This is a genomic window from Bacillus sp. B1-WWTP-T-0.5-Post-4 (assembly GCF_009183795.1).
GTDB lineage: Bacteria > Bacillota > Bacilli > Bacillales > Bacillaceae_G > Bacillus_A > Bacillus_A cereus.
The window spans coordinates 234,044-257,424 of record NZ_WEIJ01000006.1 but is presented as its reverse complement, the minus strand read 5'-3'; the positions used below and the strand labels follow the sequence as shown (position 1 = coordinate 257,424).

Genomic DNA, 23,381 nt, shown 5'->3' with positions numbered 1-23,381 from the left:
CCGATTTTTATTATTGTTTTACTGTAATAAGCTTTTCAGCAATGACTTTACGTAGTTCTTTTTTGCTGACTTTTCCGACTCCTGTTTGCGGGAATGCTTCAATAAATTCAATTCGATCTGGAATTTTATAAGCCGCTATACCACGTTCTCTTAAAAACATTTTTAATTCACTTACTGCCGGAACTTGTCCGCGAACTATAACAAAAGCACAGGTGCGTTCACCTAAATAATCGTCAGGCATAGATACGATTGCTACGTCATGGATCGCATCGTGTGCTAATAGATGATTTTCAACTTCTTCCGCAGCAACTTTCTCACCACCACGGTTAATTTGATCTTTATCTCTTCCTTCTACAATGATGTATCCTTGTTCATTTACTTTTACAAGATCACCTGTGCGATAAAACCCATCCTTTGTAAATGATCGTGCATTATGCTCTTCGGCTTTATAGTAACCACGAATTGTATATGGACCTCGTGTTAATAAACTACCTACTTCGCCCGGTTGTACATCGTTGTCATTTTCATCAACAACTCGTACTTCATCGAGTGCAGACATTGGTCTACCTTGTGTATGAATAATAATTTCTTCCGGATCGTCTAATCTTGTATAGTTCACTAATCCTTCCGCCATACCGAATACTTGCTGTAACGTACATCCAAATGTAGGGCGTATACGTCTTGCAACCTCAGCGCTAAACTTAGCACCACCTACTTGAATAACCTCTAAGCTCGATAAATCGGCATTACGAGAAGATGCAGCATCAAGCCAAATCATTGCTAATGGCGGAACGAGCGCTGTAATTGTAACTTTTTCTTTTTCAATAAGAGCAAAGGCCTCATCTGGACTACCACCAGTTGCCAATACCACTTTTCCACCCGCATAGAAAGTTCCAAATGTCCCTGGAGAACTCATTGGGTAATTGTGTGCTACTGGAAGAACTGCCATATAGACGCTTTCTGCATTCAAATTACAAATTTCAGCGCTAACACGTAAACTATAAATATAGTCATCATGTGTTCTAGGAATTAATTTAGAAAGACCTGTTGTGCCTCCTGATAATTGGAGAAACGCAACATCACTTGGCTGAACTTCTGGTAATGAGACGGGATCCATATACAGATCATTTATGTTCACAAACTCTTCTTCTTCTCCCACTACAATTACATGTTGTAAAGTTGGCACTTTCTCTTTCACTTCTCTTGCTAGTTTTCGATAATCAAAACCGAGAGCCTTATCTGAAATAACGTAAGCGCTCGCCTCGCCAAAATCACAAAAATAACTAATTTCACTGCTTCGATGTGACGGCAGTGCAAAGACAGGAAGCGCTCCAATTCGAAATAGTGCAAAACATATTTCGAAAAACTCGATAATGTTAGGTAACTGGATTACAACTCTGTCCTCTTTCTTTATTCCTAAATTTAGTAAACCTGCTGCTAAACGATCTACCTTTTTATTAAGTTCACTATATGTTATATGCTTCTTACCACTTACAACCGCGATTTGATCTCCATATTTCTCAGCCCGCTCTCTTAACACTCCTCCAAATGTTTCACCAAGCCAACATCCTTCTTCTCGGTAACGATCGGCAAATTCTTTTGGCCATTCTGTATAACCTACTAGCATTCTTTCTTCCCCCTATTTTTCATTAAGTGAACTATCTCTTAGCCCTAAAGCTTTTAGCATTGTTTGGAACTTAGCTGATGTTTCTGCTAACTCATCTTCTGGTTTTGACTCAGCAACAACTCCAGCTCCTGCATATAAACGCAGTGTATTTTCTTGTACTTCAGCACAACGAATTGTAACAATCCATTCTCCATCTCCATTTAAATCGCTCCATCCTAGCATTCCTGTAAAGAACTCGCGGTCAAATGGCTCAATATGCTGTATAGCCTCTCTTGCTTTTTCCATCGGAGTTCCGCAAACTGCTGGCGTAGGATGAAGGGCAATTGCTAATTGTAAAGAAGAAGTATTTGGATCCTTCAGTTCACCTTTCACTTCTGTAGACAAATGCCACATCGCTTCACTATGAATAACTGATGGCTTTTCTGGAACATGTAATGTATGACAATACGGACGAAGTGCAGCGGCAACCGCTTCAACTACTACCGCATGTTCATGTAAATCTTTTGGAGAAGAAAGTAATTCCTCTGCTCTTCTTTTATCTTCTACTGGGTCCTCACTACGTGGCCTTGAACCAGCTAACGGATTAGAAATAACTTGCATACCATTACGTGAAACAAGTAATTCAGGACTTGCTCCAATTAGCGTCTTACTGTTCTCTTTTTCATCTTTCGGTAAATTCACAGCAAATGTATAACCATGCTTATTATGTTCTGCTAATTCTCGCAGAAGTTTTTGCTTATCAATCTTTTCGGAAGATTTAACATCTAACGATCTGGATAGAACGATTTTCTTTAAATCACCGTCCTGTATTTTTTTAATTCCTTGCTTCACACCATTCATATAAACTTCAGGGTCTGGCATTGGCGTCATTTCAAATGTTACGTTCTCATTTGTTTCAAGCTGATTTGTTGTATCCAATTGTAAACGCTCAGAAATCCTACTATATTCTGGTACGATAAGTTGGACTTCTTTTCTACGATCAAATGGCAAAGCACCCACAACGATAGGATTTGGATTTCCAGCTTGTTTCGCATTACTTAATGTCGCTTGCACAAGCTCTGGGAAATTTTCAATTTCACGATGCTTTACTGTAGTAAACTCTCCTTCTGCTAATATAGTTCGAGTTGGTGAAGCGAAAAAGAATGAAGATTCAGTCTTATAATCTTCTAAAAGTTTTTCTGACAATTCCTTTACAGCTATATGTTCATTCATAATATAATAACCTCCTGAATTTTTATTAAACTCCTAACGTAGCACCGCCATCGACACATAAATTGTGCATTGTAATATGACTTGCTCTATCTGAGGCTAAAAATAACACGGCTTCAGCAACTTCTGAAGGTTGTGCAATTTTTTGTAATGGAATTCCGAGTCTATATGTATTTTGAGAACCAGCAATTATATTTTTAGCTCCATTCTCATCAGCCCATAGTAATCTTTGCATCTCAGTTTCAGTAGAACCTGGAGAAACTAAGTTGCAGCGTATATTGTATGCCGCAAGCTCTAGTCCTAAACATTTCATAAACATCGTCGTTGCAGCCTTTGACGCAGCATACGCAGCCATCTCCATTCTCGGCGTATTTGCCGCATTTGAACCGACTGTAACAATTGCCCCTGATTTTCTTAACATCATATTTTTACTTACCGCTCGGGACATATTGAAAACCCCTGTAGTATTTACAGAGAATGTTTTATTCCAATCTTCATCACTTAACGAATGAATTGGTCCCATACGTAAAACCCCTGCAACATTTATTAAAATATCTATTGGCGCTATTTCATTTGCAATATGATTTACCATGTCTTCAACAGCAGCGCTATTACTCACATCTAAACGAAACGTTTTCATACGTGTTTTATTTAATTCATTTTGATTTAAGAGTACATTTAACCCCTCTTCATTTTGATCAACCGCAATAACTGTGGCTCCTCTTTCTAAAAACATTTTGGCAACAACACTGCCTATGCCTTGTGCTGCACCTGTTACTAAAACTGTTTGCCCATCAAATTCCCCTAAGTTCATTTTCTCTATCCTTTCACATAAACATTAATTTCATTAAGTGACACAAATGATATTGATTTTCATTATCAGTTGTGTCGTAAAAAATAATACACTTACTAAACTAATTGGTCAAGTGCGCATTACTTTAAAATCCATTTTATTGATAATGTTTTTCATTTACTATCTTACACCGAAATGATAATGTTTCTCAATAAACTTGTCAATCTTTTTTTATTTTTCAGATAAAGTATTTTAATGCTTCTTAATAAAATCATATGTAAACGCATTAAAAGTACTTATATTATAAATAAAATTCAAAGTCCTCTTTTTAAAATTGAAGAAGCTAAACTAGAGATACGTTCATTTAAAATGCTTTATGAAAAACTCAAGTATATATTTTCTCAATATTTTTCTGAAAATATATCTTACAAATACTAATGAATGTCTTTTTTGTCATTTAAGATTTAATATATATTTCGAATACGATGTATCGATTTATTATATTTCAATATAATCCAAATCGGCATTTCACTCACTTTTACATCTATGAAAATCACAAAAGTAATTTAACCTTGTTAAAATAACTCATAAAAAAGCATCCTAATTAATAGAATAGGATGCTTTTTCGTAATCATATTGTTATAGAAGATTTATATACTTATGCTACGCTGCGATACTCTTCTTCTTTTTCTTTTTTCTGTTTAGGTGCTTGAATTAAAATTGCGATAATGAATGACACGACACATAATACACCGATCACCATGAACGTTGGTTTGAATCCACCTAGAAGTGCACCGATAAAGGAACCTGCAAGCGCCCCAAATCCAAATCCTTGATACACAATTCCGTAGTTCTTACTATGGTTTTTCATACCGAAGAAATCACCAACAATAGCTGGGAAAATAGTGATATTTCCACCAAAGCAAAACGCTACACTTGCTACACATACGAAGTAAATACCATAATTTAAATCTACAAAACTTAGAACTAAGACTGAACTCGCCATAACAACAAAAGTACCAGTAACGATTTTTAAACGCCCAATTTTATCCGATAATGGTCCTAAAATGATACGACCTAATGTATTGAAGATTGCAACCATAGCCACCGCATTAGCTGCTGTTGCTGCGCTAAGTCCTACAAGTTGAACACCAATGTCTTTTACCATACCAATTAAGTATAAGCCACTCATACATGATGTAAATAACATGATAAATAATAAGTATACTTGTTTTGTGCCTAACATTTCTTTCGTTGTGTATTCCTTAGTTTTTGTTTCATGAACTGCTCCTTGATCTGCAGCTTGATGGATTAAACAAGCACCAATTACAATCATAGCTGTAACAATTAAACCCCAGTATATAAATGCTTGCGATACACCAACTGATTCAATCAACTGTGCGTTAACGTATTTAAAGATTAAGCTACCTGAACCATATGCAGAGACAGAAATACCAGCAATTAAACCTTTACGCTCTGGAAACCACTTTATTAAATTTGATAGTGAAGTGATATATGCTGTACCATCTGCATAACCTACAACAACTCCCGCTAGTACATAAAGTAATATTAATGAGGATGCTTGTGAGCTAAGTATTAATCCTAGTCCTAATGCTAATCCAGCTATCATAATAAGTTTACGAAGTCCCCATTTTTCTTGCAATTTACTCGCAAATAAAGTTGAAAATGCTAAAGAAAGACTAGTAATTGAGAAAGTTATCGCAACAGCGTTAAGACTCCAACCGTATTTACTAACTAAAGGCTGATTGAATAAACTCCATGTATATATCGTCCCAAGCCCCATTTGTACTATAACTGTGCCAAGGACAACAAGCCATGGATTAACAGTTGATTTTTTCATACCTTTCCGCCTCCTCTTTCTATTTCAATGCTATTCGCTAAATTTACTTTTTTTATGTTCATTTTGGTCACCTCTTTTGATTTGACACCTTCATTGTATAAGATGTTTTCGTTTATGTAAGCACTTACAAGGCGGAGCGTCAAAAACGTAGAATCAGTTACAAAAAACGAAGGATGAAATACAAAAACTACTTATTAAATACGTAACAGTTATTTAATAAGTAGTTTTTGTATAAGCTCGATTTACATTTGTTTTTGAACCCTTTTTAAAAAGTGAAACAATAAAACCGTCTCTTTACTATTTATTAAAGAGACGGTTTTATTGGGTCAATTCATAAGCCTGACTTTCTTTATACGTTTATAATTGTTTCTTCAAATGTAACAATTGGCTCTACAAATTCCATCATAATGAAAGCATTTTTAATACGTCTTGTTAAAACTTCTTTTAATTCTGCACACATTTGTTCTGTAAGTGATTTTACAAATACAAAGTTGTGATAATAAATCACACTCTTCTCTTTACTTAATGGGTTTAAAAACATCCCCTCTTTTGTAACGAGAGCATTAGAATGTCCCGATAAAGTTGAAAGAAACGTCTCTAAAATTTTTATTTCTCTTTTTGAAAACGATTCTTCACAAACTACTTTAATATTCATTTCTGTTATCATTTATATATTCCCCCAACCATTTTTTCACAAGGGGATACTATAATACTATTAAATTTTCACAAGACTCCCCTTGTCGTTCATAAAATTCACCAGAAAACTAAGTTGACTAACTTGTTTTTTCCCTTTAGACATATAAATCTTTCCTTTCGTATATATTACTTCTACATTTGTAATTGATTACCTTTTTATATTAAAGTTTTTCTATGTTTTTAATTGGAATTTTACCAATTAGAGATCTTATTAATAAACGTATATTTTTCTTATACTCCTGAAAAAAACTTTACTTATCTACTTTACGTTTTGTGCTACATAGTGTCTGTCTTTTGAATAATTTGTTTCTCTGCAGTATTTAGTTTCGCTAATGCTGAAAACAATTTACTTTGCTTATAATACAGTGAAACTTTAATCAGCCCTCGCCTAACTTCTTTGCTTCCACTGAATTTTGAGGCGGGGGTCTTACTGCCCAGCAAATAGCGGGATAAACTTAAATAAAATATAACTTTTAACACAGGAGTACTTTATACTCTTCAATTAGAGAACAAATTTTTTTCCAATAAATAAAACTAAATATTCACTAATATATCTATCCGTGGTTTAATATATATAATAAAAAAATATTTCTGTCTTTAATGAGGAGGTACTATGAAAGCAAACGTAGGGGATACTATACTTTTTCAACGAAATAATTTAAAGATTACAGGATCTGTATTAAAACTTTATACTGAATCGGTCTTAGTTGAAATTACAAATGTAAGCGGTGGTACTTTTGAATTTGATCGAACAATTGTAAATCATAAAAACTATAAAGTTTTAAATACAAATACATAAAACAACACAAAATAGCCCCTGCTCAACAGCAGGGGCTATTTTATATAAAAATATTTCACTAGTTTATATACCCTAAAACATTAACAATCTTACTCGCTTTTAAATTGTTAATATGATAATAAATTTCTAAACCTCTTCTCTCTGCTCGTAACACTTTACCCTTCATTTTTGATAGATGTTGTGAAACAGTAGATTGCGGAATATTCAGTAACTCTGTTAATTGTGTTACATTACAAGTTTTTCTCGTACTTAATTCATTTACAATTTGCAGTCGGATTGGATGCGCCATAATTTTTAAAATATCTACATCTTCTTCTGAAACTAAAGTTTTTCTCATTTCACTCGTATATGTTGTCATAAGACATTCCCCTTTTATATGAATTCCATATTCATAAGATCTATTTCCAAATTTTTTAAAACCCTTGATTAAAACTTTCATATAGAAATAAAAGGATTTTAAATTTTTGAAAACAGAACTTACATTTACTTTATTTATTTATTTATTTGGTACATATACATAATACAATGTTAATATGTGCTCTATGTGAAGTTCACATAAATTTGTGATGAAGATTTACTTAGCCACTCGCATCCTACTCATCTAATTACCCACTGCATAAAATCATCAGTTATTTTAACACATTTTAGGCGTTTGTATATACTATTTATAAAACAACTTTTATAAAGGGAGGATTCATATGCCTACAGCGTTACAAGAAGAAGTCGAAGAAGCACGGGAAACATATGTCAGTCGTATCATCTTAGTGGGAGGATCGACTTTATTTTTAGTAGGCGGGGTTATCTCAGCAATTTCAGCTTTTAAAGCTTATAATCGTTTGGAGAATACGCCGCCTTCTACAGATAATTCATAGATATTTTATAAAATAAAACGTCGCCTCCAATATGAAGAGACGACGTTTTATTATTCATACATATGACACTAAAAGTATCGGTAGATTCCCTACTCCATTTTTTAAGCTTACTTCACCACAAACCGCGTCTGACTACACCCATCCTTCTGCTTCGTTACTTCTAATACAGCTGGCATTGCGTTTTTCAGCTCTTGAACGTGTGAAATGACACCGATAAATCGTCCTGATTTTTGTAAGTCAATTAAGGCGTCTACCGCTTTCGTTAATGATTCTTCATCTAATGAACCGAATCCTTCATCAATAAACATCGTTTCGATGGAAATACCACCTTCATATGCTTGAATGACATCTGCCATTCCTAGAGCTAAGCAAAGTGATGCGTTAAATTTCTCTCCGCCGGATAATGTTTTTACATCGCGCGTTTGGCCAGTGTATGCATCGTACACATCTAAACCTAATCCACTTTGACGGTTTCTTTTTTCAACTCGTTCACTTCGTTTTAAATAAAATTGTCCGTTTGATAATTTACGTAATCGTTCGTTTGCAATTTGAACAATTTGTTCTAAATACTCAATTAAGATGTAACGTTCAAATGATATACGGCTCTCGTTATCACCTTTCATTACTTCATATAAGTCAACAAGTTCTTGGAAAGCTTTTTCTTCCTCATGAATTTGCTCATCAATACGTCTAATGTTTTCATGTAAATCCGAAATATATGTTACCGCATTTTGCGCACGTTGACGTTTTTCTTTAATGATATCGAGATTAATTTCTAGTTCTTTTATGTGTTCACCTAAAGATGTAATATCCATATACTCTTTATCTTTTAATTCTGAGTTTAACTCTTCGATTTGTTTTGCAAGCACTTCAAGCGATGAATAATAACCTTGAATTTCTTTTTGTAACATCTCCATCTCGGCATCGCTTAATTTGGCTTCTTTATACGTGAATTCATCTGTAAACCCACTTTGTTCTAGCTCTTTCATAAAGCGTGCGAAAGTCTCTTCTTTCTTTAATTTTGCACTTTCAAATTGATTAGAAGCACCTTTTTGTTCTGCTTGAATACGTATATTTTCATTTTGCCAATGCTGATACGCTTCCTGGACTTTCTTCCATTCGTCTTCCATTAACCTAAGTTCCTGCATAGCTTGGTCAAACTGTGCTTTCCAAGCTTGTACTGTTTGTAAGTTTTCTGGAATATTTCGTTTATCATGTTCATATGACGTACGAAGTTGCATACACTCCATTTCTGTACGGTGCTGCATTGTTTCCACTTCTCGTTTTTGTTTCTGAAGTTCTTCTATTTTTTCTTCTACGCTTTTCATGTTCGCAGCAATCTGCTTACGTGTTTCTTCACTTGCTTTTAACGTATTCACGTCTGCAGCTAATTGTTTTCCTTTTTGAACAAGTGCACTATATGTTTCAGCTAATTTTTCCGAATTGTAGCCGCGCTTCACAACTTCTTCTATCACTTGTTCATATTGTAGTCGATAGAAATTCCATTTCTCCTCTACTTGCACATGTAATTTTTCAGCAATGTTCTTCTTATCTCTTAAATTGTTTAACTCTTTTTCATCGATCGCATTACTTTGCTCTGTAGCTTTTTGCGGATGATTCGTACTACCACATACCGGACAAGATTCACCGTCATGTAAATGAAGAGCTAATATACCAGCTTGTTCACTTAACCAGCGGCGCTCCATGTTTTCATATGCACGAACTGCCACTTGCATTTTATTAGTTGCCGCTTCTTTTTCTTGCTCGAATTTTTGTTTTTCTTGCCAAACATCATATGCTTGCTTTAAAACTTTTGCATCTTCTCGCATATTCGTTAGTTCTTCTACTTTAGCTACATATTGCTCAAGTGCTTGTTCTAATTGCTGCAATTCATCAGACATTCTCTGTTTTTGGTTTGTATGCTCTTCTAGTTGTTGATCTAACTTTTGCATACTTTCTTTTAATTTCCCTATTTGAATTTCGGCATTTTGTAAATTCAGCTTTCTCTCAGCTAATGATTCAATGATTGCTTGTAACTCTTCTAATCTTTGAACAAGTTTTTTAGCCTCTTCTCGTTCAGCTTCTTTATTCTTTACTACTTCATACTTCTCCTTAGCAAGTTCAAAGCTGTTCATTATCTGTTCTTGTTTGACAATTATCTGTTTTAACAAACTTTCAACTTTCTGCTCATTTTCCATCGCTTCTTCATACCATTGTTCAAATGGTAATAAGCGCTTTGCTTGTTCCGCACGTTTAAAGGATTTTTCTTTCCTTTCAATTGCTGCACGGTTCTCTTGTAAAGTGTTATATTTCTCATTCTTTTGTTGTAAATCTATAAATTTCTCATTTATAGATTTTGCTGCATGAAAACGTGTTTCTGCATCCTTTAATTGCTTCGTTTGAACATCTTGTTCTACTTGTAATTGCTCAACCTCTGCTTTATACACGGTTGTTTCTTGTTCTAACGCTTCTACTACTTGATGCGTATTTACATGTTCTTGTGCCACTAATGTCTCTAATAATGCTCCATCACGGATTGGTAATTTAAAAACATTACGGAAATAGAGCTCTCTCTCTTTTTGTTTTTCTTGCAAGACATCTTTCCATTGTTTTCTCTTTTGATCAAGTAACTCACGCATTAATTTATAACGATCCGTTTTAAAAATACGACGTAAAATCTCTTCTTTGTTTTCCGTCTCAGATGTTAATAGTTTTCGGAATTCCCCTTGGGGTAACATAACAATTTGGCTAAATTGATGTTTACTTAACCCAATTAAATCTTCCACTTTTTTGTTTACGTCTGTTACATGAAAACGATCGACGGCTGGAATGTTTTCTCCATCAATAACTTCATATAATTCTACTGCATGTCCTGTAATGGTCTTATTCCCTTGTTTTTTATGTCCAAGTTGTCGTTTTATTTCATAGCGTTTCCCTTTTAACTGAAAGGTTAATTCAACACTTGTATAAACATTATCATCAGCAAATTGACTTCGAAGCATGCTCGTATCACTACGTTCTTCTCCACTAGCCTCACCATATAACACATAACAAATCGCATCAAAAATCGTTGTTTTTCCAGCTCCCGTATTCCCAGAAATAGCGAAAATACGATGTTCTCCAAGATCTTCAAAATCGATTACTTCTTTCTGTTTATATGGCCCGAATGCTGTCATAATAAGCTGAATCGGTCTCATCCTCGTTCACCTTCCCGTTCTTGCACTGTTTGTAATACATCTATAAATAGGCGTTCTTTCTCTTCTGATAAATCTAACCCTTTCATTTCTTTATAGAAAGCCTTTAAAAGAGATAAATCATCCGTTTTATGTCTTGAAACCGTTACTTCATTTGTATCTGTGAGTTCTCGCCTTTGCATCGCTCTTTCAACGTGCATTGCATTTGGATATACAGATCGTATTTTCTCCATTGGCTGTAAGACAGGGTTTTCGTCTAATAATTTTACAAATACGTAATCTTCACTTACTGGGTGCTGTAATAATTCATCTATTTTCGCTTCTACTGTTCGCATTTTACGACGTGGTGAAAGTAACCTTTTTTCAATTGCTACTTCACCAGTTTCATTCAGTTCTACAATGTAATAACCTTTTTTATGTTTCTCTTCAGAAATTGAATAGGCAAGTGGTGAACCTGAATATCTAATGGTCTCATTACGTACGAAATGCGCTTGATGTAAATGTCCAAGCGCTGTGTAATGAAACTTATCAAAATAATGACTATTTACATATTCAGCACCACCAATTGAAAGTGGTCGTTCTGCATCACTTGTATTCTCCTCCGCTTCTCCTGAAGAAGTTACAAATGCATGTCCAACAAATACATGTCTAGCTTCTTTATCCATCGTTTCAGAGAGCTCATTCATAAAAATGCGCATCGCATCATCATGAGAACGTACGTCTTCATTTTTCAACACGTGTCTAACTATGCTTGGGTCTGCATACGGTATTAGATGGAAGTGAACCTCTCCATATTCATCATTTAGTACAACAGGTTCGTACGGGAATTGAAATTGACCTGCAATATGTAATCCTTGTTTTTTCATTAAACTACTTCCAAAATGGATACGATCCGGACTATCATGATTACCAGCTACTGCAATAACTGGTGTTTGTAAATCAATAACTATTTTTTGCAGCACATCATTTAATAAGTCTACTGCTTCTGTAGGTGGAATTGCTCGGTCATATAAATCCCCTGCAATAATTACAGCATCTGGTTTTTCTTCTTCAACAGCCTGTACAAACTGATCTAATACAATCTTTTGGTCTTCAGTCATATACACGCCATGAACAAGCTTTCCTAAATGCCAATCCGCTGTATGAAATAACTTCATATTTTTCTACTCCTTTTAATTTACTGATTTTAGTGAAACGAGTTGATAGTTTATTGTAGTTTTTCCGTTCTCCCACTCTAGCTTCAATATCGTTGCACTTCCAATTCTTTCTTCATTTGATTTATATAAAGGCAATATTTCTTGAACTGTAAATAAGTGATAACCATCCAATATTAATTGAAATATATTTTCTTCAATATGTAATCTTACTTCTTTTTCATTTGAAATAATTTTTGTGTGCATCTCAAATTTCATGATAGATACAACCCCTTTTTATAATCTCTACATTTTAATAGTATAGTGGCTATGCAAGATTGACAAGTACATACACAGCAAAGTACACACTTTTCTATTGTTATATGCTTTATGTATTTTATATAAAATACGGTATGTGAAATTTTACATTTTCCCCAAAATAAAAATGCCTATTGTGACATCTTTATTTTTGTATAAAGTCTTTCATTACATAATATAAAACGGTAATTAAGACGATTGCGACGAAAAATGAGAACACTGCGACAATGTAGCCATCTTTATTTAATAAAATACAGAATGAAATAGATATTATAAAAATCGGAAATACGAGACGTACTTTATCCTTCACTTCTTCTGTCGTATCTGTATGATGAAAATACTGCGTTATTCCTATCATTAAAAAAGACAAAATAATAACCGACAATAGTAAAGGTCCTGGCATTCCGATTTCTCCTTTCTCTATTTCTAATTCAGTGTAAAATTTTTTATTACAATTGTACGATTTCTTTTTTCTTCAAACACACTTTTAGAATTGATAATGAACATTTCACACCTATATAATAGCGCTTTTATCATTATAACTTCAAATAATTACACTTACAGTAATGTTGTAATATTCCCCCTCAGTCTCTGAAATCCTGCAAAGATAACTCGTCAAAATATGCAGTGACCAAATTAATATTTACCGTCAACTTTTGACAAAATTTATAAAGGACATTTCAGTACATATCAAGAATTAAGAATAAGAAGATATGTAAGGGAGGATGCATTATGACTGAACAAGTTTTATTTTCTGTTAGTGAAAACGGCGTTGCGATAATTACTTTAAACCGTCCAAAAGCACTTAATTCTTTATCTTATGACATGTTACAACCTATCGGACAAAAACTTAAAGAGTGGGAACACGATGAGCGTATTGCACTTATCGTGTTAAAAGGAGCTGGCACAAAAGGTTTTTGTGCAGGCGGCGACATTAAAACTCTTTATGAAGCGCGTTCCAATGAAGTGGCATTGCAACATGCAGAACGTTTTTTTGAAGAAGAGTATGAAATTGATACATATATTTATCAATATACAAAACCGATTATTGCTTGTTTAGATGGAATTGTAATGGGCGGTGGTGTCGGTCTTACAAATGGTGCGAAGTATCGCATTGTAACTGAGCGTACGAAATGGGCAATGCCAGAGATGAATATCGGCTTCTTCCCAGACGTCGGAGCTGCATATTTCTTAAATAAAGCGCCTGGATATACAGGACGATTCGTTGCTTTAACAGCATCTATTTTAAAAGCTTCTGACGTATTATTTATTAATGCTGCTGATTACTTTATGACATCTGATTCATTACCAGAGTTTCTTACTGAACTTGAAAGTGTAAATTGGCATAAAGAAGATGATGTACATACTAATTTAAAAGAAGTTATTCGTACATTTGCAACTGCTCCAAACTTAGAAAGCGAGCTTGCTCCTTCATTAGAAGTAATCAATTCACATTTTGCTTTCGATACAATTGAAGAAATCATCCATTCATTGGAGAAAGATGAAAGTTCCTTTGCTCTAAAAACGAAAGAAACACTGTTATCAAAATCCCCTATTTCACTAAAAGTAACATTAAAACAGTTTATTGATGGAAAAGATAAATCCGTTGAAGAATGTTTCGCTACGGACCTTATACTTGCTAAAAATTTCATGAGACATGAAGATTTCTTCGAGGGAGTACGCTCCGTTGTCGTTGATAAAGATCAAAATCCGAATTATAAATATAAACAGTTAAGTGACGTTTCAGAAGAAGATGTGAATCGTTTCTTTAACTTACTTAATGCATAAAATGAAATTGTCATGAGGGGAGGTTTTGTTCATCCCCCACCTAACTTCTTTTCTTCAGCTAAATCTTGTGCGGTGAAAATCTTACTACCCGCAAATAGCGGTATAAAATCGAGGCTATATAGTAGTGTAATTAGAGCTACTATATAGTCTTTTTTATTTAATTATTTTTAATAAAATTTAATTTTATTAAATCCATTTTTGTGCTACACTGATTTTAATCAAATATTCTAAAAATAAAAAGGAGGGACGGCTATGATAGAAAATTATCTTCTTTTCATCATTATGTCTATTTGCCTCATCATTTTACCTGGTCCAGATACAGCAATGGCTACGAAAAATACATTGGTTGCTGGTAAAGTCGGTGGAGTGAAAACAGTGTTTGGTACATGTATTGCACTATTAATTCATACTTTAGCTGCTGTAATTGGTCTTTCTGCACTTATTGTAAAGTCAGCTCTTTTATTTTCTATTTTCAAGTACGTTGGGGCTCTCTATTTAATATATATCGGTATTAAAGCCCTTTTAGCAGTAAGAAACAAAGAAAACTTAGATACAAATGATCTATCTTTGAATAATGAAAACGAACATACTTCTTGCTTTCGCCAAGGATTTCTTACAAATTTATTAAATCCTAAAGTAGCAGTCTTCTTTTTAACTTTTTTACCACAATTTTTAAATCCAAATCATAATACATTTATTCAACTTCTTGTAATGGGCCTTACTTACCTCGTTTTAACAGTCATTTGGTTTGCATTTTATATATTTTTAATTGATAAAATTAGTGCTTTTATGAAAAAACCGAAGACGCAACGTTATATTCAAGGGCTAACAGGAGTCGTCCTAATTGGATTTGGTATTAAACTAGCTTTTGAAAAAAATAATTAACAAGACGAAAACCACCACTATTAATAGTGGTGGTTTTCATCTAATAACTGATTTGGTTGTTTACTCTATATTAAAACCAGCGCTCAGTTACAACTTTTTTACGTGTATAGAATTGAACGCCATCTGTACCATTTGTACCTAAATCACCAAAGAATGAAGCTTTATTTCCTGCAAATGCGAAGAATGCCATTGGTGCTGGAACGTTTACGTTTACACCAATCATACCAGCATCGATGTTATCACGGAATGTTTGTGCATGTTTACCATTTGACGTATAAATAACCGCACCATTTGCAAATTTAGATTGATTTGTTAGTTTAATACCTTCTTCTAAATCTTTAACACGTACAATACTTAATACTGGAGCAAAAATTTCATCTTGCCAAATTTTCATTTCTTGATTCACGCCATCAAAGATTGTCGCACCTACAAAGTAACCTTCTCCAACTTCTTCATTAATTTTACGGCCATCTACTAATAAAGTCGCCCCATCTGCTACACCGCTATTAATATAGCCTAAAACGCGCTCTTTATGAGATTCACGGATTAATGGTCCAACATAGTTATCTTCGTTAAAGCCATCGCCTACTTTTAATTTTTTCGTTTCTGCTACTAATACATCAATAAATTCATCAGCAATTTCATCCACTACTGCTACTACTGAGCATGCCATGCAGCGCTCTCCACTACTTGCAAATGCAGATCCAATTACACCTTGTACTGTTTTCTCAAGATTGCAATCTGGCATTACAATCGCATGGTTTTTCGCACCTGCTAACGCTTGTACACGTTTTCCGTGTTTCGTACCTGTTTCATATACGTAACGAGCTACCGGCTCAGAGCCAACGAACGAAACAGCCTGAATATCTTTATTTTCTAAAATGCTATTTACAACATCTTTTCCGCCTTGCACTAAATTTAATACGCCTTTTGGGAAACCTGCTTCATAGAATAATTCTACAAGTCGCTCCGCTAAAAGTGGCGTTCTTTCAGATGTTTTTAATACGAATGTATTACCGCAAGCAATTGCAAGTGGGAACATCCATAACGGAATCATCATCGGGAAGTTAAACGGTGTAATGCCAGCAACAACTCCGATTGGGTAGCGCCAAATCGATCCATCAATTCCGCTAGCGATATTCGGAAGTGCTTGACCCATCATTAAATTTGGCGTAGATGTTGCAAGTTCTACCGCTTCAATACCACGCTGTACTTCACCTGTTGCATCCGTTAGCGTCTTACCATTTTCTAGCGTAATGATTTTTGCAAGCTCATCTTTGTTTTCTTGTAATAGCTGTAAATATTTATATAAATTTCTTGAACGATTTGGAACTGGTACTTTAGACCATGTTTCGAATGCTGCTTTTGCCGCTTCAACAGCTTTTTCAACATCTTCTTTTGGAGATAGTGGAACGTAAGCGATAATTTTTCCAGTCGCTGGATTTGGAACTGCTTCTACTTCCGTACCTGTCGATTCAACCCACTCACCGTTAATGTGATTTTTTACTCGTTTAATTTCAGTTGTAATCATTGTATTCTCTCCTTTGTATAATTTATTTTTGATTAGAAATTAATTGCTCGCTAACTTTCTTATATAAAGCAGCCATATCATTTTCACCATATCCAGCTTGACTCGCTTCGTCATATACGTTTAATAACATTTCGCTTACCGGTAAATGGAGTTCGCTTTCCTTAGCTAAGTCAACTGCAAATCCTAAATCTTTCTTCAATAAGTTCACAGTAAATCCTGGCTCGTAGTTTTCAGGTGCTATAAAACTTTTATAATTACGTTCATAAATTCTACTTTGACCGTAACTTACATTTAAAATATCAAACATTTTATCTAAATCCATATTGTTCTTTTTCGCTAATGTTAAAGCTTCACTCACACCAGCTGTATAAAAACCAATTAATAAGTTATTAATTAACTTAACAGTTGTACCACTATCAATCTGCTCACTAACGTGGAAAATGTTGGCGCCTAGTACGCCCATGATAGATTCCGTTTTCTCATATACGTCTTTTGATCCACCAACCATAAACGTTAATGTACGGTTTTCGGCTCCGATTACACCACCGCTCACAGGTGCTGCTAAAAAGTCTACTTTCTTTTCCTTTGCAGCTTCCTCTAACTGTTTATTTAACTGCGGCGATACCGTACTTGTATCAATGAAAACTACATTCGAGTGACCATTTTCAAATAATCCTTCTGCTCCAAAATATACCGCTTCAACAGCGCGAGGTGAAGGTAAACTTGTAAAAACTACATCACATGTTTCTGCTAGTTTTGAGATTGATAGACCGATAATTCCGCCTTCTTTTTCAAAGGACGCTTCCGCCTCTTTATTTAAGTCCACGCCATATACTGTGTAACCTGATTTAACTAGATTTTTTGACATTGGAAGGCCCATGTTACCTAAACCGATAAAACCAATCTTTTTCATATCGCTTTCCTCCTATTTACACAATATATTTCCCGCGATTTATAATGGTTTTCGCAATTTCTCTCTTCTTCGTAAATACGTTCGTGTATAAAGGCACTAATAATTGACGGATTTCAGCTAAAATCACATGTCTATCTTGTTCTTCTGTGACAGCTGCTGAAAGTACAGAAATCGTCGCTTCTTCTACTTTACGGTATCCTTCTTCACAAATAACATCCGTTATTAATTGCTTCGTACGTTCTTTTTCCTCACCATTTTTACGTACCGCTTTTCTCGTACGTAAAAACGCTGATTCCATGACGTACACGTCCGTCAACATATTTGAAATTACACGTGAATATTCTTGTTCTTGGTCAATTTTTAGGCCTGGAGTTTTAGAGAGCGTTTTCAAAGATTGTTTCAACAATTTTTTCGCTAATAAAATGTAACGATGGTTTCTTTCTACATTTGCTACATCACTTTCTACTTCAGTATCTTCTAATTGTTCGATTTGCTTCATTAGCATTTTAGCAACTGTTAATCTATTAATTTCGTTCGTTCCTTCAAAAATACGACTAATTCTAGCATCACGATATAATCGTTCTACCTCATACTCTTGCATATAACCGTAACCACCATGAATTTGTACAGCTTCATCTACGATATAAGCAAGTGTTTCAGAAGCATTTACTTTATTCAGTGCACATTCAATTGCAAATTGGGACATTTTCTTCATAAGATCTTCATCGCTCTCATGAATTGCTTCATCGATTACACCTGCCGTACGATAAGCTGCACTTTCGGCTCCATATGTAGCAATGATCATATTTGCAATTTTCTCTTGAATCATCGTAAAGTCTACTAATTCCGTTTGGAACTGTTTTCGCTCTTTTCCATATTGAACCGACAAACCAATTGCTTGTTTTGCTGTTCCAATATTTCCAAAAGCAAGTTTAAGTCTAGCAAAGTTAAGAATATTAAGGGCTACGTGATGCCCTTTCCCAACTTCCCCTAAAACATTTTCAGCAGGGATGACAACATCTTCTAAAATAAGAGTCGCTGTTGAAGAACCTTTAATCCCCATTTTCTTTTCTTCTAATCCAATAGATACACCTTCACATGTTCTTTCGACAATAAACGCTGTCATTCCTTTATTTGTCTTCGCAAAAACAACGTATACATCTGCCATATGAGCATTTGTAATCCATTGCTTCTCACCATTTAACTTCCAAGCTGTTCCCTCTTCATTCAATACGGCGCTTGTTTTTGCACTTAATGCATCCGAACCAGCATTTGGCTCTGTTAAAGCATAAGCCCCAATCCATTCTCCCGATGCGATTTTCGGTAAATATTTTTCTTTTTGCTCTTTCGTTCCATAATATATGTAAGGCAATGTACCGACACCAGCGTGTATATTAAAAGAAACGCTAAACGCACCAGCGTAACCCATTTTCTCTGCTACAAGACCTGAGACAGCCTTTCCTAACTCGAACCCACCATAATCTTCTGGTACCTCAATGCCTAATAATCCAAGTTCCCCAGCTTTCTCAAATAATTGACGAGAAACTTTATAATTATGTTGTTCAATATTCTCCATTTGTGGAACAATTTCTTGTTTAACGAATTGTTCTGTCGTTTTTGCGATTAAATCTTCATCACCTGAAAAATCTTCTGGTGTAAAGTAAGTATGATTTATATCTTTATTAAGTGAAAAAAATTCATCCCATGGTAACTTCGTTTTCTCCATATGTATCCCCCTATCATTCGGCTTTCATAGCTTTTTGCTTATGCTCGTCTACGATGAGTGGAATATCTTTTTTGAAAATAGAAGGCGATGATTTTTCACATCAAGCATTTTATTTTGCCAAAGATGTATTTTCATCGCCTTCGCTGCTTTATCTATTGATCTTCTGATAATACTGTTTTTGCAATACCAGTATCTAACTCTTCAAAGTCATGATATGAAATTGTTTCGTATAATTCACTTCTCGTTTGCATATTAGAAAGTGCATCTTTTTGAGAACCTGTTTCTTTAATTAAAGCAAACACATTTTCATACGCTTTCGCTGCAACGCGAAGTGAAGTTACAGGATAAATAACCATTTGGAAACCCATATTCGCAAATTCCTCTGCACTATAATATGGAGTTTTTCCGAATTCAGTCATATTCGCAAGCAAAGGTGCATTTACCTTACTATTAAATAGACGGAATTCTTCCTCTGATTGAAGCGCTTCAGGGAAAATTGCGTCTGCACCTGCTTTTACATATGCATTTGCTCTTTCAATTGCTTCATCTAATCCTTCAACGCCACGAGCATCAGTACGTGCTACAATGTATAAGCTCGGTGCAACTTCTTTAATCGCTTTAATTTTTTGAACCAATTCTTCTGTAGTAACAAGTTTCTTACCATTTAAATGTCCACATTTTTTTGGTAATTGCTGATCTTCAATTTGGACAGCTGCTACTTTCGCTTCCACCATTTCTACAGCTGTTCTCGCCACATTTAGTACACCACCAAATCCTGTATCAATGTCAACAAGAACAGGTAAGTCTGTAGCTCTTACTAAATCTCTTGCTCTCTCAGCCACTTCAGTAGACGTCACGATACCTAAATCTGGTAAACCTTTACTTGCAGTATAAGCAGCTCCTGATAAATAAAGAGCTGAAAAACCTGTATTTTTCGCAACAAGAGCTGCCATTGCATCATGAGCACCTGGAATTTGCAAAATTTCATTTGCTTCTACTAAAGCTCGGAATCGATTCGCAAGCTCCTCTTGTGTTGACTGCTTTTTCACAACCCAAGCCATTCTAAATTCCCCCCTATTATTAAATTAAGAATAGATCTACAAATTCGTTTACATTCATATTTTCTAGTTTTTCTTCATTTAAACAAACTTCATGAATTTGTTCTTGTTGCTTACTAGAATAATGACCTGCCATATTTGCAGTGAATTTTTGAACAACTTTTGGAATTGCTTCGTCTCTACGGAAGCGGTGACCAAGCGGATATTCACATTCCACATTTTCTGTTACTGTGCCATCTTTAAAGTGAACTTGAACAGCGTTGGCGATTGAGCGCTTGTTCGGGTCAAGGTAATCTAAACTGTACTGTTTGTTTTCAACAACAACCATCTTATTACGTAATTCATCTACACGTGGATCGTTTGCTACTGCATCTTCATAATCGTCTGCAACGATATCTCCTTTTAATAAACCAATTGCCGTAATGTATTGTAAGCAATGATCACGATCAGCTGGGTTATTTAATGGACCTTCTTTATCAATAATACGAATTGCTGATTCATGAGTTGTAATTGTAATACGGTCAATTTCATCTAATCTCTCTTTAATTTCCGGATGCAACTTCACTGCACATTCTGCAGCCGTTTGTGCATGGAATTCTGCTGGATATGACACTTTAAATAATACATTTTCCATTACATATGACTCTAGTGATCTTGCTAATTTTAATTCTTGTTTATTGAATAATACATCTTGGAATCCCCATCCTGGCGCAGATAATGCTGTTGGATAACCCATTTCACCTTTTAGAGCAGTCATTGCAAGATGAACACCGCGGCTCGTTGCGTCACCTGCAGCCCATGATTTACGTGAGCCCGTATTTGGAGCATGACGATATGTACGAAGACTAGAATTATCAATCCACGCATGTGATAATGCATTAAAGATTTCTTCACGTGTTCCGCCAAGCATTTTCGCAACTACTGCAGTTGTTGCTACTTTTACATATAATACATGGTCAAGACCAACTCTGTTTAAGCTGTTTTCTAAAGCAAGCACGCCTTGAATTTCATGTGCTTTAATCATCATTTCTAATACTTCACGTACTTTTAAAGCTTCTTTTCCTTCTGAAATACGAACACGGCTAATATAATCTGCAACTGCTAAAATTCCGCCTAGGTTATCAGATGGATGTCCCCACTCTGCTGCAAGCCAAGTATCGTTATAGTCTAACCAACGGATCATACATCCGATATTAAATGCACCTTTTACTGGATCTAGTACATAAGACGTACCTGGTACACGTGTACCATTTGGCACGATTGTTCCTGGCACAACTGGTCCTAGTAATTTCGTACATTCTGGATATTGCAGTGCTAAAATTCCACATCCAAGTGTATCAAGTAATACGTAACGAGCTGTACTGAATGCTTCTGCACTAGTAACCTCTTTATTTAATACATAATCGGTAATCTCTTCTAATAATGCATCTTTTTGCTTAATTTCATTTGTTTTAATCATGCTATTCTTCCCTTTCTGTCGAAAATTCGTTATTATTAATGATGGGTGTCGGTCAAACACCCATCTGGCGGGCGGCGCTAACAACTCCCCAGTTGTTCTTATTTACTAAGTACATGTCGCTCGCCAATATAATTTACACGAGGACGGAACAAACGATTATTTGCATGTTGCTCAATAACGTGCGCACATAATCCCACTGTTCTAGAGCTAAAGAAGATTGGTGTGTAAAGTTGAATTGGAATACCTAGCATCCAATATACTGGAGCTGCATAATAATCAAGATTTGGATAAATTCCTTTTTCTTTTTCCATAATCTTTTCTCCAGCTTCACACATTTCATATAGTGTATAATCACCTTTTACATCACATAACTGTTTTAAAGCTTCCTTCATCATAAGTGCTCTTGGATCCATCTTCTTCATATAAACACGGTGTCCAAAGCCCATAATTTTTTCTTTGTTATATAGTTTCTTCTGTAATAACTCTTCAAATTTCTCAACATTACCAGCTTCTAAAAGCATGTACATAACCGCTTCATTTGCACCACCATGTAAACTTCCTTTTAAAGATGCAACTGCACCTGTTAAAGCACCGTATAAATCTGATTGTGTTGATGCAATAACGCGAGCTGTAAATGTAGAGTTTGGCATTTCATGCTCACTATATAAAACAAGGGAACGATCAAAGATCTTTTCCTCAAGTTCAGTTGGTTTTTTACCAGTTAACATATAGAAGAAATTCGCACTATAAGATAATTCTTTAAGAGGTTCAATTGGCTCCTCATTATTTAAAATATGATAGCTATTCGCTACAATGTTTGGCACTTTACTTAACAGCTTGTACCCTCGGCTTTTATTCACTTCTAACGAGCGGTTTTCGATATCATTATCGTAACCAGCTAACGCTGACACACCTGTACGTAATCCATCCATGGGATGCGTCTCTTTAGGCAATGCCTTTAGTACGTTGAATACACCTTCTGGTACTGCATATTCTTCTTTTAATTTCTTTTCAAGTGTTACTTTTTCATCTTCATTCGGTAGGTGTTCCTCCAATAAAAGGTGCACAATGTCTAAATACTCTTTTGTTTTTGAGAGTTCGATTAAGTCATACCCTTGAATTACAATTTCACCTTTTACTGTGTCAAGAAACGAGATTTTCGTCTCCGCTGCCACTATACCATCTAATCCCGGGGAAAATTTCTCTTCAGCTTTCATCATTATTTCCTCCAATCCTAATAGATCTTCGTGCACATAACTGTAAGCCTTTACAATATTGTGAAACTACATTTCTATTTCAATGTATCAGAGTTTTTAGAAGATTTCAATTTATTTTATAATGATAAGTTTCCTACACTTTTCTTACTGTAACAATACAATTTTTTGAAAATAATTCTTATATTTTATAAAGAAAGGATAGACTTCTTTGCGTATTTTCAAAAACAAGATATAAAGATTTTTCATATAACACCGCCAAATATACAATTATTCTAATTTTATTTGAGAAATAGAAAAAACGA

General features: G+C 34.9%; 20 protein-coding genes. 4 read left to right on the top strand and 16 right to left on the bottom strand.

Annotation, left to right across the window (positions count from 1 at the left end; genetic code table 11):
• Window positions 1-10: 10 nt before the first annotated feature.
• The 5 genes from GBN91_RS19810 to GBN91_RS19790 all read right to left on the bottom strand — a co-directional run bounded on the left by GBN91_RS19810 (window position 11) and on the right by GBN91_RS19790 (window position 6,157).
• A complete protein-coding gene (locus GBN91_RS19810; protein WP_006918568.1) occupies window positions 11-1,627 on the bottom strand; it encodes a (2,3-dihydroxybenzoyl)adenylate synthase in 1,617 nt (538 codons plus the stop codon).
• Between the two features lie 12 nt (window positions 1,628-1,639).
• The gene (gene dhbC, locus GBN91_RS19805) at window positions 1,640-2,839 is read right to left on the bottom strand and encodes an isochorismate synthase DhbC (RefSeq protein ID WP_001002068.1); all 1,200 of its coding nucleotides are present in this window, start codon (window positions 2,837-2,839) and stop codon (window positions 1,640-1,642) included.
• A 25-nt stretch (window positions 2,840-2,864) separates the two neighbouring features.
• Window positions 2,865-3,650, bottom strand: coding sequence for a 2,3-dihydro-2,3-dihydroxybenzoate dehydrogenase (dhbA, locus tag GBN91_RS19800; RefSeq protein ID WP_001048437.1), 786 nt, complete (start codon window positions 3,648-3,650; stop codon window positions 2,865-2,867).
• A gap of 637 nt (window positions 3,651-4,287) precedes the next feature.
• On the bottom strand, window positions 4,288-5,490 hold the full coding sequence (locus tag GBN91_RS19795) for an L-lactate MFS transporter (protein WP_006918566.1): 1,203 nt from the start codon (window positions 5,488-5,490) through the stop codon (window positions 4,288-4,290).
• Window positions 5,491-5,839: 349 nt separating this feature from the next.
• A complete protein-coding gene (locus GBN91_RS19790; protein ID WP_000627304.1) occupies window positions 5,840-6,157 on the bottom strand; it encodes a hypothetical protein in 318 nt (105 codons plus the stop codon).
• Between the two features lie 642 nt (window positions 6,158-6,799).
• Between GBN91_RS19790 and GBN91_RS19780 the strand changes: the two genes are divergently transcribed.
• Window positions 6,800-6,985 (top strand): YkvS family protein, encoded by a 186-nt coding sequence (locus tag GBN91_RS19780; RefSeq protein ID WP_000646793.1) that lies wholly within the window; start codon window positions 6,800-6,802, stop codon window positions 6,983-6,985.
• 58 nt (window positions 6,986-7,043) lie between these two features.
• On the opposite strand, the gene GBN91_RS19775 is transcribed toward GBN91_RS19780, so the two are convergent.
• Window positions 7,044-7,343, bottom strand: coding sequence for an ArsR/SmtB family transcription factor (locus tag GBN91_RS19775; RefSeq protein ID WP_000214801.1), 300 nt, complete (start codon window positions 7,341-7,343; stop codon window positions 7,044-7,046).
• Between the two features lie 340 nt (window positions 7,344-7,683).
• On the opposite strand from GBN91_RS19775, the gene GBN91_RS28925 reads away from it, so the two are divergent.
• Window positions 7,684-7,857, top strand: a complete 174-nt coding sequence (locus GBN91_RS28925) for a hypothetical protein (protein ID WP_001141668.1) — start codon at window positions 7,684-7,686, stop codon at window positions 7,855-7,857.
• Between the two features lie 107 nt (window positions 7,858-7,964).
• On the opposite strand, the gene GBN91_RS19770 is transcribed toward GBN91_RS28925, so the two are convergent.
• From GBN91_RS19770 to GBN91_RS19755, 4 genes are all read right to left on the bottom strand, one after another.
• The gene (locus GBN91_RS19770) at window positions 7,965-11,054 is read right to left on the bottom strand and encodes an AAA family ATPase (RefSeq protein WP_152122062.1); all 3,090 of its coding nucleotides are present in this window, start codon (window positions 11,052-11,054) and stop codon (window positions 7,965-7,967) included.
• On the bottom strand, window positions 11,051-12,208 hold the full coding sequence (locus tag GBN91_RS19765; protein WP_000765150.1) for an exonuclease SbcCD subunit D: 1,158 nt from the start codon (window positions 12,206-12,208) through the stop codon (window positions 11,051-11,053). The genes GBN91_RS19770 and GBN91_RS19765 overlap by 4 nt, the downstream gene beginning before the upstream one ends.
• Window positions 12,209-12,223: 15 nt before the next feature.
• Window positions 12,224-12,463, bottom strand: a complete 240-nt coding sequence (locus tag GBN91_RS19760; RefSeq protein ID WP_000667346.1) for a DUF2584 family protein — start codon at window positions 12,461-12,463, stop codon at window positions 12,224-12,226.
• A gap of 184 nt (window positions 12,464-12,647) precedes the next feature.
• Window positions 12,648-12,905, bottom strand: a complete 258-nt coding sequence (locus GBN91_RS19755; RefSeq protein WP_001119404.1) for a hypothetical protein — start codon at window positions 12,903-12,905, stop codon at window positions 12,648-12,650.
• A gap of 329 nt (window positions 12,906-13,234) precedes the next feature.
• Here GBN91_RS19755 and GBN91_RS19750 point away from each other — a divergent pair, with 329 nt between their 5' ends.
• Window positions 13,235-14,290: an enoyl-CoA hydratase/isomerase family protein gene (locus GBN91_RS19750; protein ID WP_152122060.1), complete on the top strand. Its 1,056-nt coding sequence runs from the start codon at window positions 13,235-13,237 to the stop codon at window positions 14,288-14,290.
• A gap of 252 nt (window positions 14,291-14,542) precedes the next feature.
• Window positions 14,543-15,175 carry a LysE family translocator gene (locus tag GBN91_RS19745; RefSeq protein WP_000572360.1) on the top strand — a complete coding sequence of 211 codons (633 nt, stop codon included), beginning with the start codon at window positions 14,543-14,545 and terminating at the stop codon, window positions 15,173-15,175.
• Between the two features lie 70 nt (window positions 15,176-15,245).
• Here GBN91_RS19745 and GBN91_RS19740 read toward each other — a convergent pair whose 3' ends face one another.
• The 6 genes from GBN91_RS19740 to mmgD all read right to left on the bottom strand — a co-directional run bounded on the left by GBN91_RS19740 (window position 15,246) and on the right by mmgD (window position 23,082).
• Window positions 15,246-16,706, bottom strand: a complete 1,461-nt coding sequence (locus GBN91_RS19740) for a CoA-acylating methylmalonate-semialdehyde dehydrogenase (protein WP_000633344.1) — start codon at window positions 16,704-16,706, stop codon at window positions 15,246-15,248.
• Window positions 16,707-16,728: 22 nt separating this feature from the next.
• On the bottom strand, window positions 16,729-17,619 hold the full coding sequence (locus GBN91_RS19735) for an NAD(P)-dependent oxidoreductase (protein WP_000719409.1): 891 nt from the start codon (window positions 17,617-17,619) through the stop codon (window positions 16,729-16,731).
• A gap of 16 nt (window positions 17,620-17,635) precedes the next feature.
• Window positions 17,636-19,345 carry an acyl-CoA dehydrogenase family protein gene (locus GBN91_RS19730; RefSeq protein WP_006918546.1) on the bottom strand — a complete coding sequence of 570 codons (1,710 nt, stop codon included), beginning with the start codon at window positions 19,343-19,345 and terminating at the stop codon, window positions 17,636-17,638.
• Between the two features lie 152 nt (window positions 19,346-19,497).
• The gene (gene prpB, locus GBN91_RS19725) at window positions 19,498-20,406 is read right to left on the bottom strand and encodes a methylisocitrate lyase (protein ID WP_000312639.1); all 909 of its coding nucleotides are present in this window, start codon (window positions 20,404-20,406) and stop codon (window positions 19,498-19,500) included.
• A 19-nt stretch (window positions 20,407-20,425) separates the two neighbouring features.
• Window positions 20,426-21,862 carry a 2-methylcitrate dehydratase gene (gene prpD / locus GBN91_RS19720; RefSeq protein WP_152122058.1) on the bottom strand — a complete coding sequence of 479 codons (1,437 nt, stop codon included), beginning with the start codon at window positions 21,860-21,862 and terminating at the stop codon, window positions 20,426-20,428.
• 98 nt (window positions 21,863-21,960) lie between these two features.
• Complete coding sequence (gene mmgD, locus GBN91_RS19715) at window positions 21,961-23,082, bottom strand: citrate synthase (protein ID WP_002041090.1); 1,122 nt, start codon at window positions 23,080-23,082, stop codon at window positions 21,961-21,963.
• Between the last annotated feature and the right edge of the window lie 299 nt (window positions 23,083-23,381).

Bases quoted from the DNA above. Each gene is read 5' to 3' on its own strand.
- GBN91_RS19765 (WP_000765150.1), bottom strand. From the start codon at position 12,208: ATGAAGTTATTTCATACAGCGGATTGGCATTTAGGAAAGCTTGTTCAT.
- GBN91_RS19730 (WP_006918546.1), bottom strand. From the start codon at position 19,345: ATGGAGAAAACGAAGTTACCATGGGATGAATTTTTTTCACTTAATAAA.
- GBN91_RS19740 (WP_000633344.1), bottom strand. From the start codon at position 16,706: ATGATTACAACTGAAATTAAACGAGTAAAAAATCACATTAACGGTGAG.
- GBN91_RS19745 (WP_000572360.1), top strand. From the start codon at position 14,543: ATGATAGAAAATTATCTTCTTTTCATCATTATGTCTATTTGCCTCATC.
- GBN91_RS19775 (WP_000214801.1), bottom strand. From the start codon at position 7,343: ATGACAACATATACGAGTGAAATGAGAAAAACTTTAGTTTCAGAAGAA.
- GBN91_RS19790 (WP_000627304.1), bottom strand. From the start codon at position 6,157: ATGATAACAGAAATGAATATTAAAGTAGTTTGTGAAGAATCGTTTTCA.
- GBN91_RS19780 (WP_000646793.1), top strand. From the start codon at position 6,800: ATGAAAGCAAACGTAGGGGATACTATACTTTTTCAACGAAATAATTTA.
- prpB (WP_000312639.1), bottom strand. From the start codon at position 20,406: ATGGCTTGGGTTGTGAAAAAGCAGTCAACACAAGAGGAGCTTGCGAAT.
- GBN91_RS19795 (WP_006918566.1), bottom strand. From the start codon at position 5,490: ATGAAAAAATCAACTGTTAATCCATGGCTTGTTGTCCTTGGCACAGTT.
- mmgD (WP_002041090.1), bottom strand. From the start codon at position 23,082: ATGATGAAAGCTGAAGAGAAATTTTCCCCGGGATTAGATGGTATAGTG.
- dhbC (WP_001002068.1), bottom strand. From the start codon at position 2,839: ATGAATGAACATATAGCTGTAAAGGAATTGTCAGAAAAACTTTTAGAA.
- GBN91_RS19770 (WP_152122062.1), bottom strand. From the start codon at position 11,054: ATGAGACCGATTCAGCTTATTATGACAGCATTCGGGCCATATAAACAG.
- GBN91_RS19760 (WP_000667346.1), bottom strand. From the start codon at position 12,463: ATGAAATTTGAGATGCACACAAAAATTATTTCAAATGAAAAAGAAGTA.
- dhbA (WP_001048437.1), bottom strand. From the start codon at position 3,650: ATGAACTTAGGGGAATTTGATGGGCAAACAGTTTTAGTAACAGGTGCA.
- GBN91_RS28925 (WP_001141668.1), top strand. From the start codon at position 7,684: ATGCCTACAGCGTTACAAGAAGAAGTCGAAGAAGCACGGGAAACATAT.
- prpD (WP_152122058.1), bottom strand. From the start codon at position 21,862: ATGATTAAAACAAATGAAATTAAGCAAAAAGATGCATTATTAGAAGAG.
- GBN91_RS19755 (WP_001119404.1), bottom strand. From the start codon at position 12,905: ATGCCAGGACCTTTACTATTGTCGGTTATTATTTTGTCTTTTTTAATG.
- GBN91_RS19750 (WP_152122060.1), top strand. From the start codon at position 13,235: ATGACTGAACAAGTTTTATTTTCTGTTAGTGAAAACGGCGTTGCGATA.
- GBN91_RS19735 (WP_000719409.1), bottom strand. From the start codon at position 17,619: ATGAAAAAGATTGGTTTTATCGGTTTAGGTAACATGGGCCTTCCAATG.
- GBN91_RS19810 (WP_006918568.1), bottom strand. From the start codon at position 1,627: ATGCTAGTAGGTTATACAGAATGGCCAAAAGAATTTGCCGATCGTTAC.